Annotated in this window: 10 protein-coding genes and 1 tRNA gene; 5 read left to right on the top strand and 6 right to left on the bottom strand. The window is 58.2% G+C overall.

The annotated features are described in order from the left end of the window. Positions 1–954, bottom strand: a complete 954-nt coding sequence (locus tag KMP13_RS00595) for a radical SAM protein (protein ID WP_215263502.1) — start codon at positions 952–954, stop codon at positions 1–3. A 309-nt stretch (positions 955–1,263) separates the two neighbouring features. On the opposite strand from KMP13_RS00595, the gene pgl reads away from it, so the two are divergent. Together pgl and pgi are read left to right on the top strand one after the other, a co-directional pair. Beyond that, entirely contained in the window at positions 1,264–1,926 is a 663-nt protein-coding gene (gene pgl / locus KMP13_RS00590; RefSeq protein ID WP_215263501.1) for a 6-phosphogluconolactonase, read from the top strand. A gap of 16 nt (positions 1,927–1,942) precedes the next feature. Then, entirely contained in the window at positions 1,943–3,547 is a 1,605-nt protein-coding gene (pgi, locus tag KMP13_RS00585; protein WP_215263500.1) for a glucose-6-phosphate isomerase, read from the top strand. Here pgi and KMP13_RS00580 read toward each other — a convergent pair. The 4 genes from KMP13_RS00580 to KMP13_RS00565 all read right to left on the bottom strand — a co-directional run bounded on the left by KMP13_RS00580 (position 3,544) and on the right by KMP13_RS00565 (position 7,600). Further along, positions 3,544–4,023: an acyl-CoA thioesterase gene (locus tag KMP13_RS00580; RefSeq protein ID WP_215263499.1), complete on the bottom strand. Its 480-nt coding sequence runs from the start codon at positions 4,021–4,023 to the stop codon at positions 3,544–3,546. The genes pgi and KMP13_RS00580 overlap by 4 nt on opposite strands. Positions 4,024–4,134: 111 nt before the next feature. Beyond that, a tRNA-Gly gene (locus tag KMP13_RS00575) sits at positions 4,135–4,208 on the bottom strand. A 68-nt stretch (positions 4,209–4,276) separates the two neighbouring features. Next, entirely contained in the window at positions 4,277–6,325 is a 2,049-nt protein-coding gene (locus KMP13_RS00570) for an ASKHA domain-containing protein (protein ID WP_215263498.1), read from the bottom strand. A 114-nt stretch (positions 6,326–6,439) separates the two neighbouring features. Then, complete coding sequence (locus KMP13_RS00565) at positions 6,440–7,600, bottom strand: CaiB/BaiF CoA transferase family protein (RefSeq protein WP_215263497.1); 1,161 nt, start codon at positions 7,598–7,600, stop codon at positions 6,440–6,442. A gap of 274 nt (positions 7,601–7,874) precedes the next feature. Here KMP13_RS00565 and guaB point away from each other — a divergent pair, with 274 nt between their 5' ends. The 3 genes from guaB to KMP13_RS00550 all read left to right on the top strand — a co-directional run bounded on the left by guaB (position 7,875) and on the right by KMP13_RS00550 (position 12,957). Continuing rightward, on the top strand, positions 7,875–9,323 hold the full coding sequence (gene guaB, locus KMP13_RS00560; protein ID WP_215263496.1) for an IMP dehydrogenase: 1,449 nt from the start codon (positions 7,875–7,877) through the stop codon (positions 9,321–9,323). A 42-nt stretch (positions 9,324–9,365) separates the two neighbouring features. After that, positions 9,366–10,541, top strand: coding sequence for an RsmB/NOP family class I SAM-dependent RNA methyltransferase (locus tag KMP13_RS00555; RefSeq protein ID WP_215263495.1), 1,176 nt, complete (start codon positions 9,366–9,368; stop codon positions 10,539–10,541). Positions 10,542–10,635: 94 nt separating this feature from the next. Then, positions 10,636–12,957, top strand: a complete 2,322-nt coding sequence (locus tag KMP13_RS00550) for a hybrid sensor histidine kinase/response regulator (RefSeq protein WP_215263494.1) — start codon at positions 10,636–10,638, stop codon at positions 12,955–12,957. On the opposite strand, the gene KMP13_RS00545 is transcribed toward KMP13_RS00550, so the two are convergent. Beyond that, the gene (locus KMP13_RS00545) at positions 12,958–13,563 is read right to left on the bottom strand and encodes a sulfotransferase family 2 domain-containing protein (RefSeq protein WP_215263493.1); all 606 of its coding nucleotides are present in this window, start codon (positions 13,561–13,563) and stop codon (positions 12,958–12,960) included. It lies immediately after the preceding gene. Between the last annotated feature and the right edge of the window lie 116 nt (positions 13,564–13,679).

Below are 13,679 nucleotides of genomic sequence, written 5' to 3'. Positions count from 1 at the left end.
TTAGGCCGAGCAGCTGGCGCCGCCAAGCACGCAGAATTTGGCGCAATGGGGATGGTTCAGGTAGACGTCCTGTTCCGCCTCTTCCAATGTTTCGCCCAGTTCGAATTCGTCCTCATAGGGCAACAGAGTGCAGGCCAGAACCGTTGGTGCCTTGGCACCTTTGCGTTTGACCACCATGCGCGACGACGAACACATGATCGCGTCTGGGGATTTGTTCAGGATCGTCCAACAATCGGTGGTGATTTCTGGCACTTCGACGTTCACGTCCATTTCCGGGAACAGAACCGTCTGGCCTGGGTTTTTCGCATCAATATCAAACTCATGTTCCGCGAACAGCGCCGCAAAACCCGCACGCGATTGTGCGTCTGTTTCATCCCACAGGGTACGGCCCGCAACCGCCATCGCAAAACCATTGTCGCGCAGCCACTGCATACCTTGGATCGACAGATCAAAACTGCCCTTGCCGCGCACCTGATCGTGCAGCTCGGCAGTGTGGTGATCAAGCGAGACGCGGAAGGTCAGTTTGTCTTTGTACGTCTCGGCCAGTTCCAGCAGCCCTTGCTGAATACGTTTGCGCATCATCGGGCGCATCGCATTGGTGAGGATCAGAACCTCGAACCCGGCTTCAAGCGACGCGCGCGTCATCTCAACCATGTCGGGGTTCATAAACGGCTCACCCCCGGTAAATCCGATCTCGCGGATGGGCCATTTGCGCGTTTTGATCTGGTCCAAATAGCTGCGCACATCCTCCGTTGTCAGATAGACCAGCGCGTCATTGGTGGGAGACGACAGGATATAGCAGTTCTCACACTCGATATTACACAGGGTGCCGGTGTTGAACCAAAGGGTGTCAGGATTGCTCAATGCAACCGACGCGCGCGCGTCGCCCTTTGCTGTTACGTGCCTGTCTTGAAACTTGCCTAGATTGGCAACGGGGGTGGACAGGTCTTTCATTTGCACAGCTCCTGAGCATTTACGGGCACAATTTGTGTTGAGGCTAAGCTATGCGTAAGGAAATACATTTGAAACCTCCGTCGAGCGGTTTAACAGGGATGTGATCAGAGGTTCAAAGCGTTAGGCAGGTTTTACGATCAGTGCACCGCCCAGTTCATTCCGTGGTATCCTGAAACCAGATACGGGGAAATGACCTGACGCGGACCAAGCAATGTTAGCGGTATCATTTTTAATTCCGGCAGAGTAAAACCCTGAAGAACTCACCCAACTCCGCCGTATAGGGATCGTGAACCAAAAGGGAAATCGATTATGAAGAAAACCGATTACGCCAACCGCGAGGATGCCGCACAGAGCATCGCCGATGCGATCATTTCAGACCTCATAACGCTTTTGACCGCACAGGACACCGTGACCGTCGCAGTTGCCGGCGGCACAACCCCTGCGCCGATTTTCGACATTCTGGCGCAAGCCGAACTCGACTGGTCCCGGGTTGAAGTGATGGCCAGCGACGAACGCTGGGTGCCCGAAACGCATGAGCGTTCCAACGCACAGATGATCCGCGCGCGTCTGATCACCGGAACTGCCGCAGCCGCCAAATTTGTGCCGTTCTTTGCCGAAGACCTCACCCCAGAAGAGGGGGCCGAGGCGCTGTCGGAGACGATCAAATCGGTTGATCTGATCTTGTTGGGCATGGGTGAAGACATGCACACCGCGTCCCTGTTTCCGGGCACCGAAGGATTGGACGCGGGGCTTGCACCCGACGCGCCCGCCTTTGTTGTGATGCGCCCCGCCAGTCAGCCCGAGGCACGGATCAGCCTCTCTGCACGCGTTTTGAACGCCGCAAAACACAAACATCTGGCAATCTATGGAAACGGCAAGGCCGATGCCCTCGCCAAAGCCCAGGAATTGCCGCCAAAAGACGCCCCAATTGCCGCAGTGCTGTCCGAGATGCACGTGCATTGGGCCCCTTAACGATTGGAGTGACGACATGTTTCAAAACCTAAAAGACCAGCTGACGGGCATTGGCTCGCGTCGCATCCTGGATCTGTTTGACGGCGACAGCAGCCGAGCAGACACGTTTTCGGCTACGCTTGATGAATTGGTCTTTGACTATTCCAAAACCCAGATTGACGGTGACGTTCTGGCGTCGCTGCTGAAACTGGCCGATGATCGCGGTGTGTCCGCCTATGCCAAGGCGATGTTTGGCGGTGACAAGATCAACGACACCGAAGGCCGCGCCGTGCTGCACACCGCGTTGCGTGACCCAGACGGGCCTGCGTTGGTTGTTGACGGCGAAGACGTGCGCCCAGCGCTGCGCGAGACGTTACAACGCATGCGGGACATGGCGGATGCCATTCGCAGTGGTGCGTTTACCGGGGCAGGGGCTGCGTTTACCGATGTGGTGAATATCGGCATCGGCGGCTCTGACTTGGGGCCTGCGATGGCGACCCTGGCGCTGGCACCCTATCATGACGGGCCACGCTGCCATTTTGTGTCCAACGTCGATGCGGCCCATATCCACGACGTGCTCAAAGGGTTGGATCCGAAAACCACGCTTGTCGTTGTGGCCTCCAAAACCTTTACCACGATCGAGACCATGACCAACGCCATGACCGCGCGCGACTGGATCGCAGCCGGTGATGGGGAGGCGGCGGGTCAGTTCCTGGCCCTGTCGACTGCGATGGACAAAACCGCCGATTTTGGCATTCCGGCCGAGCGGGTCTTTGGCTTCGAAGACTGGGTTGGTGGGCGATACTCCATGTGGGGGCCCATCGGGCTGAGCATTATGATTGCTGTGGGTCCGGATGATTTTGATGCTTTCCTTGCTGGTGGTAAGGCGATGGACGATCACTTCCTGACTGCACAGGGTGCCGACAACATGCCATTGATGCTGGCGCTTGTTGGTCTTTGGCACCACCAGATCTGCGGCCACGCAACCCGTGCGGTTCTGCCCTATGATCAACGCCTGTCGCGTTTGGCGGCCTATTTCCAACAGCTGGAAATGGAGTCCAACGGCAAATCTGTTGCGATGGACGGCAGCAGCGTTGACTATGTCACCGGGCCTGTGGTCTGGGGCGAGCCTGGTACCAATGGCCAGCACGCATTCTACCAGCTGATCCACCAGGGCACCGGCGTGGTTCCGTGTGAGTTTATGGTCGCAGCCCAAGGGCATGAACCGGACCTGCGTCAACACCATGAACTGCTGGTCTCCAACTGTCTGGCACAATCTGAGGCACTGATGCGGGGGCGCTCCCTGGATGAGGCGCGCGCCTTAATGGCCGCTAAGGGCCTCGAAGGGGATGAGTTGGAACGCCAAGCCCGCCACCGCGTGTTCCCGGGCAACCGCCCGTCAACCACGCTGATCTACCCCAAGCTGACGCCCTTTGTTCTGGGACAGATCATTGCCCTTTATGAACACCGGGTGTTTGTCGAAGGCGTGATCCTGGGCATCAACTCCTATGATCAATGGGGCGTGGAACTTGGCAAAGAGCTGGCTAAATCGCTCGAACCTATGGTCAAGGGGGATGCGGTAACCGACGGCAAGGACGGCTCTACCGCGGCTTTGATCGCCTATGTGCGGGCACGTGCCTAAGCGTCGCGGCGCGCCCCTTCTTCGGTTGTGAGAAACGAGATCAGGCTATCCGGCAACGGGTAGCCTTCGTCTTTTTCAGGGTGGCGCAACACCATCACGCCCTCCATCCGGCAGCGCAATGTCCCACCGGACCAAATTTGCTGATCCAGCACATAGGACGTGCGCCGGAAGCTGACAATCCGGGAGGTGGCGACATAGATATCGCCCAGATGCATTTCCTGAACATAGTGGATATTGGCGTTACGCAACACGGTGCGCGGCTCTGGATGCCCTTCGAAATGGGACAGGCACAGGGTGTTGAAATGCACAACGCGCGACATCTCGAACCAGTCAAGATAGGCCTTGTTGTTCACATGTTGCAGGATGTCGATCTCTGAATACCGCACCCGGTCGGCTGTGGAGATGGGTTGCGGTTCAGCAAGGCCAAGCTGGCGTTGTTCATCAGGGGTGAGCGGCGTGTGAAAACGGATATCCATGCTTTGTACTAGCCCGGTGGAAAACGTGCGCCAAGTGCGTGCAGCCCGTGACGTTGGGGCAGAGGCCCCGAACGACAGGCCTGCGGCAAAAACAATCAAATCTGGAGATCTTGGAGCGGGTAACGAGAATCGAACTCGTAACTAAAGCTTGGGAAGCTGCCGTGATACCTTTTCACCATACCCGCGCTCCGGGAGATCAGAATTAGGCCGCGTCGCCCAGATGGTCAAGAGGCGCAGCCTTGCATTTTCGGATTTATCCGCGCCGGCGGCGTCGGCGACGTCCACCACCATCTTCGCCTTCACCACCGCCTGTGTTGAACGAGACATCGGGCAGGGTCACGAGGCTGTTCAGGATCGGGAACGGATCCACCGCATTGGGCATGGCAGAGGCGTTGACAAAATGCTCCTGGAACTTGGGCTCAACCGCGGTTTCGATCTTTTCGATCTCCCCCACGGTCTGTTCGATTTCGGCCCGTGCATCCGTGTTCAAAAGCGCAATACGCGCACCTGTACCGGCGGCATTCCCGGCCGAGGTGACTTTTTCCAGCGGGCAATCCGGGATCATCCCCAAAACCATCGCGTGTTTGGCAGAGATATGCGCGCCAAAGGCACCGGCCAGTACCACGCGATCGACCTTGTCGACGCCGAACTTGTCCATCAACAGCCGCGCACCGGAATAAAGCGCTGCCTTGGCCATCTGGATCGCGCGCACATCGCCGTTGGTGACGGTGATCACCGGCTCCCTTGTGGCAGAGCCATCCCACAACACATAGGAGTGCGTGCGCCCGTCCTGAATACAACGCGCAGAGCCGGTCTGCTCCGCCGACCCAATGAGGCCGGACGCGTCCAGCAGTCCTGCCAAGCGCATCTCAGCCAGAGCCTCGATAATCCCAGAGCCGCAGATGCCCGAAATCCCCGTGGTGGCGATAGAGAGGTCAAACCCCTCCTCGTTGGACCACAGATCCGAGCCGATCACCTGGAACCGCGGTTCTTTGGTGACGGGGTCAATTTCGACCCGTTCAATGGCACCGGGTGCGGCGCGCTGGCCGCTGGAGATCTGCGCCCCTTCAAAGGCGGGTCCGGTGGGGGAGGAACAGGCCAGCACTTTTTCCGTATTGCCCAGCAGGATTTCCGCATTGGTGCCCACATCGACCACCAGTACCAGATCGTCGGATTTATTCGGAGCCTCAGACAGCGCCACCGCAGCAGCATCAGCGCCGACGTGGCCCGCGATACAAGGCAGCAGGTAGACCCGCGCAGCCGGGTGGATGTTCAGATCCAGTTCAACCGCGCGCAGCGACAACGCGTTGGAGGTCGCCAGCGCAAACGGCGCCTGACCCAGCTCAAACGGGTCAATGCCAAGGAACAGGTGGTGCATCACCGGGTTACAGACAAAGACCGCGTCAACGATCAGCGCCTTGTCAATCTCAGCCTCGGTTGCGATCTGGGTGAACAGGCTGTTCATCCCCTCACGCACGGCAGCGGTCATTTCCTGATCGCCGCCTTTGTTCATCATCGCATAGGACACCCGGCTCATCAGGTCTTCGCCAAACCGGATCTGCGGGTTCATCACGCCGGATGATGCCACGACTTCACCGGTTTTGAGATCACACAGATGGGCCGCAATGGTGGTCGAGCCGAGATCCACGGCAAGGCCATAGACCGTACCATCATAATAACCCGGCCAAATGTGCATGATTTTCGGCGGATGGGTGTCATCGCCCAAGTGCACGGCCACGGTGACCTTCCAGTTGCCCTTGCGCAGCGCGGGCTGCATCTGCTGCAGAATGTGGAGGTCGGTTTTCACGCCCTCGATCTGCCATTGCTCTTCCAAAGCGGTGATCAGCCGTTCCATATCACCCGAAGGTTTGTGCATGTCGGGCTGCTCCACCTCGACATAGACCAGACGGGTTGACGGGTTCATGACGATATCACGCGCCTCGGCCCGTTTGCGCACGACCTGTTTGTGCACCTGGCTTTCGGGGGGCACGTCGATGACCACGTCGCCTTGTACCGTCGCCTGACAGCCCAAACGTCGCCCGTCGATCAAGCCGCGCTTGTCTTTGTAGCGCTGCTCAACCGCGTTCCATTCGCTCAGCGCGTTTTGTTGAACGGTAACGCCGTGTTTCGAGAACTCACCAAACGAAGGGGTGATCTGGCATTTGGAACAGATCCCGCGCCCGCCACAGACCGAGTCCAAATCCACACCCAATTGCCGGGCCGCCGTAAGGATCGGTGTTCCAACAGGAAAATGGCCGCGTTTGCCGGTTGGGGTAAACACAACAAGGGGATCGGTGGTCATATCAAGGCCTTCATTGTTCGCGTGTCGCCGGAGCATATTCTATTTGACCCAAAGCGAAAGGGCAGGTTCGCCGATTTGCGACATCTGATGGACAAGCTGACCACCTAAATGAGGTTAGCCGCTGTTTTCGCGGCTGGCGAGCCAGTCCAAAATCGCCGCACGATCGCCGTCCAGCGTTGGAGCAGGGGCGCGGGTGGTCGGATCCTCCATGTTCGACAGTTTGATCGGATTGCCCGCGGCCACAAAAGCTGGCGCGCCGCTTTTGTCCAGGACCGAGACAACCATATTGCGCGCCTTCATCTGCGGATCCTCCATCGCTTGGGCCACGTTTTGGATTGGCCCTGTGGGAATACCATAGGCCTCAAGCCGTGAAATCCAATGCCCCACCGTCTGGTCGATGGTCACCGCTTCGATCAGACGTTTCAACAGTCGTGCATTTTCACAGCGGGCGCCGTTGGTGGCAAAGCGTGGATCCTCGGCCAGCGGCAGGTCCAGCGCCTCGCATAGCCGGGCAAACAGCACATCATTGCCGGCCGCAATCACAAACAGACCGTCGCTGGCATGAAACGTCTCAAACGGTGTGATGGATGGATGTCGTGCACCATTGGGGCGTGGCGGCGCGCCGGTGACCGAGGTGATCGCCACCGCGTGCTCCAACATCGCCAACTGGCTGTCGAGCATCGCAACATCGACCTTTTGCCCCACGGCTCCGGATTTCACCGCCAAAAGCACAGCCAATATCCCTTGCGCCAGAAACATGCCGGCCGCGATATCGCCGATGGAGGCCCCCACGCGCACGGGTTCACGGTCCCGCTCACCGGTGATCGACATCACACCGCCACGCGCCTGGACCACCATGTCATAGGCCGGTCGCCGTGCATCGGGCCCCGTATGGCCAAAGCCCGAGACCGCGCCATAGATCAGTTTGGGATATTTGGGATGCAGATCCTCCCAGCCATAGCCCAAACGCTCCATCACGCCGGGGCGGTAGTTTTCCAACACGACATCAGACTGGGCCAGGAGTTGTTCGAAAACCGCGCGGTCTTTTGGGGCCTTCAAATCCAGCGCGATGCTTTCCTTGCCGTGATTGATAGTGGCGAAATAGGCGCTGAACCCGTCCTTGAACGGAGGGAACGCGCGGGTGTCATCACCGGTGTCGGGGCGCTCGACCTTGATCACCTTGGCCCCGAGATCAGACAGGATCATCGCGGCGTAGGGGCCGGCCAGAACATGGGTGAGATCCAGAACAACATATCCGTTGAGTGGTTGCGACATGGGGGGTATCCCTTGCGGTTGAAAGCGTGTTGCGCGCACCGGCGACCGGTTCACCCGGTGCCCCTGCGCGCTGTGTCCTTGCTGGGACATCTGCATCAGCCGGGCAAAAATTCTTTGTTCCAGATCATGTTTGTGGGATTTCTTGCGAGGGAATTTCGACTTTTCGCCCTATCCGTTGGATAAAGTTTTCGGTTGCCCGATTTCGGGGCTTTCCCCTTGGGACAATCCATGCCATAGGGTCACCGCCAAACGGGGTTATGCATGGGGTTGAAAAATGCAGATTCGTGAGGCTCTCACTTTTGATGATGTTCTTCTGGTGCCCGGCGCGTCCGACGTGCTGCCAAACACCGCTGATACGCGCACGCAGGTGACGCAGAATATCAGTTTGAACATTCCATTGCTCAGCTCCGCCATGGACACCGTCACCGAGGCCCGTATGGCAATCGCCATGGCACAGGCCGGCGGTATGGGTGTGATCCACAAGAACCTGGACACCGAAGAGCAATCCCGCCAGGTGCGCCGGGTCAAACGCTTTGTCTCTGGTATCGTTTATAATCCCATCACATTGACCCCGGATCAGACGCTTGCGGACGCAAAAGCGCTGCAGGAACGCTACCGGGTCACTGGTTTTCCGGTTGTCGACGCCAAAGGCCACCTGCTGGGCATCGTCACCAACCGCGACATGCGCTTTGCCTCTGATGACAGCACGCCGGTTTCGGGCATGATGACCTCGGACAATCTGGCGATGCTGCAAGAGCCTGCCGATCTGGACGAAGCCAAATCCCTGATGAAATCGCGCCGGATCGAGAAACTTCTGGTGGTCGATGGCGACAAGAAGCTGACTGGTTTGCTGACCCTGAAAGACAGCGAACAAGCGGTTTTGAACCCGACCGCCTCCAAGGATGAGCTGGGCCGCCTGCGCGTGGCCGCCGCAAGTTCCGTCGGCGACAGCGGCTTTGAACGCTCCATGTCGCTGATTGACGCAGGCGTTGACATTGTTGTCGTGGATACCGCGCATGGCCACTCCAAAGGGGTGATCGATGCGGTTAAACGCATCAAAGCGGAAACCAGCAATATCCAGATCATCGCCGGCAATGTCGCAACGGCCGAAGCAACCAAAGCTCTGATTGATGCAGGCGCTGATGGCATCAAGGTCGGCATCGGCCCAGGATCCATCTGCACCACGCGTATGGTCGCCGGCGTTGGCGTCCCGCAGCTGACCGCGATCAGTGATTGCGCAATGGCTGCCGGCAATGTTCCGGTGATCGCCGATGGCGGCATCAAATTCTCTGGCGATTTTGCCAAGGCAATTGCCGCCGGTGCATCTTGCGCCATGGTCGGCTCGATGATTGCGGGCACCGACGAAAGCCCCGGCGAAGTGATCCTGTACCAGGGCCGTTCGTTCAAATCCTATCGTGGCATGGGCTCGCTCGGCGCGATGGCGCGCGGCTCTGCGGATCGCTATTTCCAAAAAGACGCCGCCAGCGACAAACTGGTTCCTGAAGGCATCGAAGGGCAGGTGCCTTACAAAGGTCCGGCCTCAACTGTTGTGCACCAATTGGTGGGCGGCCTGCGCGCTGCCATGGGCTATACCGGTTGCGCCACAGTCCCTGAGATGCGTACGAATTGCAACTTTGTGCGGATCACCGGCGCGGGCCTCAAAGAGAGCCACGTGCACGACGTGCAGATCACGCGCGAAGCTCCCAACTACCGCGTCGGATAAAGGACACAACACCATGGTCGCCTCATTCAAAGACATTTGCGCATGACACCTGGCGCACGGCTGCAGGCGGCTATTGAAGTCCTGGATCACATCATCGACGGCACCCCGGCTGAAAAAGCATTGACCGGCTGGGGCCGTCGCAGTCGCTATGCGGGCTCCAAGGACCGCGCCGCAGTGCGGGACCATGTGTTCACCGCCTTGCGGTGCTGGCGCTCCCATGCGGCCCTTGGCGGTGGCACAACGGGCCGGGCACGGATCCTGGGCGGTTTGCGCGACGAGGGTATTGATCCCGCGACACTGTTCAACGCAGAGGGACATGCGCCATCCGAATTAACGGCTGAGGAACTGCAACCCACGCAGCCCGCAACGGCGGATGCGGAACGGTTGGATTTTCCGGATTGGCTGTGGCCTGAGTTTTCGCAAAGCTTGGGCGATGAGACCGAGGCGGCGGCAACTGCGCTGCGCAGCCGGGCTCCGGTCCATCTGCGGGTAAACACCGTTCTGAGTGATCGGGGCAGTGCGCAGGCGGCCCTGGCAGACGAAGGCGTTCAGACGACTGCGCATCCGGCCGCCTCCACCGCGCTCGAAATCACCGAAGGGGCGCGCAAGCTGCGCAACTCGCAAGTCTATCAAACGGGTCAAGTTGAACTGCAAGATGCAGCCAGTCAGGCCGTGGTAGAATTGCTGCCGTTGGCAGACGGTCAAAAGGTGCTGGATTATTGCGCCGGTGGCGGCGGCAAGAGCCTCGCGATGGCAGCGCAGGCCGATGTGACGCTGTTTGCGCATGACACCAATTTCATCCGCATGAAAGATCTGCCTGTGCGTGCAAGCCGCGCGCAGATCAAGGTCGAGACGTTGCAGACGTCTGAGATCGCGCGTCAGGCGCCCTTTGATCTGGTGCTCTGTGATGTGCCCTGTTCCGGCTCTGGGAGCTGGCGACGTGCGCCCGAAGGCAAATGGTCCCTGACACCCGAGCGTCTGGCGGGGATCCAAGAGACCCAAGCGCAGATCCTGGATCAAGTGGCCCCCTTGGTTGCGCCGGGTGGGGTATTGGCCTATGCAACCTGTTCGATGCTGACGTCCGAGAACCTGGATCAAGTCCACGCCTTTCTCGATCGCACGCCCGGCTGGGAGCTTACTGCCTCAAACAGCTGGAGAGTGCATCACGGACACGATGGATTCTTTGCAGCTGTGTTGACGCGCAAAGGCGACGGTTGATAGGGTTCTCGCCAAGCTTGAGGATTGTTAATTGAACTTTAACTCTGATTACCCATTGATCAAGCAACGTTAAGAGAACCTCTACGGAGCCGCAATGATCGGACGCCCCAAGACTTTCGTGCCCGAGTTGCGGGTGTTTTCGCCAGAATTTTCCCGGTTAACGGCAACGCTTGTTCTATCCCTTTTCCTGATTGCGGCGCCGTTTGTGCTGTCGTTTCAGGAATGGGTCGGGCGCGGGTTGATCTCGGTCGGATTGACCCTTGCCCTGGTGGCCACGCTTTTGATGATCAAAAGCCGCCAGCAGCTGCGGGCACGGGGCATGGCGACCGAGCTGTTGACCGGCTTTATCGAAAATGATGCGACCCCCAGTTTTGTCACCGATGACGAAGGTGTGGTACACGCCTGCAATGCCGCCGCGATCGAGAAATTCAACGGTGTGGAAAAGGATACGCTGGGCGGTAATCTACGCTCCATCCTTGCCAACCCATCTGCGGTCTTGTTTCGTCTCAAAAGCCGGGCCCAGATGGAAGGCTCCGCCCGCGAAGATATCGTGACGCGACAGGGGCATGTGCGGCTGAGCGTGCACAAGATGGCCTCCGGCAGTTATCTGTGGCGTATCGAGGAAATTGCAGAACGTCCCCAAAACACCCGCAGCCGCGAAAACGCGCCGTTTCCTATGTTGACCGTGGGCCGCACCGGCTCGGTTTTGTTTATGAACGAGGCTTCGCGGCATTTCTTTGGCGAACGGATCAAATCGCTGGATGCGATTTTGACCAACGAGGAAATGGAGCCAGGCCAGATCCAAACGATTGCCACCAAAGCCGGTTTGAAACAGGTCCTGGTGCAAGAGATGGAGCGCAGCCAAGGGAGGCGTGAGCTTTATTTCATCGAGATGGATTCGACCCAAGCCGCTGGGGGGCAGACAGATTTTGAAACGCTACCCGTTCCTTTCCTGAAAGTGGCCCCAACCGGCGAAGTTCTGTTTATCAACCGCATGGCTTTGGCGCTTTTGGGGGTGAAAAGCAGCGAGAACTTAAAGCTCGGCCAGGTGATGGAAGGTCTGGGCCGTCCGATGACCGACTGGTTGTCTGATACGGTCAAAGGGATCGCGCCGAATAAATCCGAATTCCTTCGTATCTCGCGCCGTGACCGCGAGACATTTGTCCAGGTTACCCTGACGCGTGTGCTGGAAAACGGTGACCCGATTTTGATCGCCGTGTTGAACGACGCGACGGAGTTGAAGACCCTAGAAGCACAATTTGTGCAAAGCCAGAAGATGCAGGCGATTGGTCAATTGGCCGGTGGTGTTGCCCATGATTTCAACAACCTGCTGACCGCAATTTCGGGCCATTGTGACCTGTTGCTGCTGCGTCATGACCAGGGCGATCAGGACTATGGCGATCTGATCCAGATCCATGAAAACGCCAACCGCGCGGCCGCCTTGGTCAGCCAGCTGCTGGCGTTTTCACGCAAACAGACCCTGCAACCCGAAGTTCTGGACGTGCGCGACACCCTGTCGGATCTGACGCATCTGTTGAACCGGCTAGTGGGAGAAAAGGTGACGCTGACCCTCAGCCATGATCCGATTATGAAGTCCATCTGGGCGGACAAACGACAGCTGGAACAGGTCTTGATGAACCTTGTGGTGAACGCGCGCGATGCGATGCCGCAAGGGGGCGAAATCCGCATCGAGACCGAAGTGATCCATCTGGAGAAAACCCTGCAACGCAATCGCGCCGCGGTTCCGGCCGGCGATTGGGTGACCATTCGGGTTGCCGACGAAGGCATAGGCATTGATGCAGATCGCCTGGAAAAAGTGTTTGAGCCGTTTTACACCACCAAACGCACCGGCGAAGGTACCGGTCTGGGTCTGTCCACCGCCTACGGGATCATCAAACAGACTGGCGGCTTTATCTTTGTCGACTCGGTCAAAGGGCAGGGCACACAGTTCACCCTCTACTTCCCGGTCCACCGCCAGGTCACTGCCGCAGACGTAGAGCCGGTCGAGAAAGTATCAGAAAAGGCCGCACCATCACATGGCGAAGGCGTGGTGCTGCTGGTCGAAGACGAAGCACCTGTGCGCGCCTTTGCCTCGCGCGCCTTGCGGATGCGGGGCTATACGGTGCTTGAGGCGGAGTCCGCCGAAGAGGCGTTGCATGTTCTAGAAGATGACGCGCTGCATGTGGATGTGTTTGTAACGGATGTGATCATGCCCGGCATGGATGGCCCCACCTGGGTCCGCCAAGCCTTGGTCACCCGACCAGAAACACGCGTGGTCTTTGTCTCGGGCTATGCCGAAGGGGCCTTTGACGATTCTGAGCCGGAAGTGCCCAATTCGGTCTTCTTGCCCAAACCCTTCTCGCTCAACCAGTTGACCGAGACCGTGCATGCGCAGATGGAACCGATTGAGGCCTGATCAAGCTTCGCCTTGTGGGATCCCATCATACAGGGCGAATTCGTCGGCCTTCTTGCGACGCAGGATCTCTTCTGTTTGCGACGATAGCTGCAGGGGAATGCTGGCACTGACATTGGCCTTGGGCGTCTGAATGTTCACGCCAAGGCGCGCATTTAAAAAGGCGTCCAGCTTGTCCAGCTCCTCATAGCGAAACACATGGGTGACCTTGCAGCCATTGGGTTGTGGTTCCAGAAACTTGACCTGGCTGCCAATATTGGCAAATGCCGCCGGCTTGCCACGACAGTATTCACGTACAAAATCATCAAAACAGATACCCTTGGTCGAGGTCGGTTTGCCATCCAGATAGGGGCGTTGGCGAAACTTGTACCAGCTGCCCAGCCAGCTAATCGGCTCCCGCACAACTGCCAAAAGCTCCGGCTCGGCGCTGCAGATCTTTGCAAACATGGGGCGAAACCACCGATTGTAGCGATAGACCGGCGCGTGTTTCAACTCGGGCGGGTTGGCGACGACCATATCCGCACGCGGTGCCAAAGCCTCCATATAGGCCGTGGTCCCGGTCTTGGGCACAGAGAGAAAAACGAGGTTTTCTTTTAAAAAGACAAGCATTCCGTAAAGGTTCCAGTAATTCTTTTGACCAAAACAAGGCTGTAAACCTCTCTTTAACATTCAAGGGTGCCACTGGGTATCAGAAGTTTTTTCTTGCAATGTTCTCATTTTGATCT

It is taken from the genome of Epibacterium ulvae, from assembly GCF_018678075.1.
In the GTDB taxonomy this organism is placed as follows: domain Bacteria; phylum Pseudomonadota; class Alphaproteobacteria; order Rhodobacterales; family Rhodobacteraceae; genus Epibacterium; species Epibacterium ulvae_A.
This window is presented reverse-complemented; position numbering and strand designations above follow the sequence as displayed.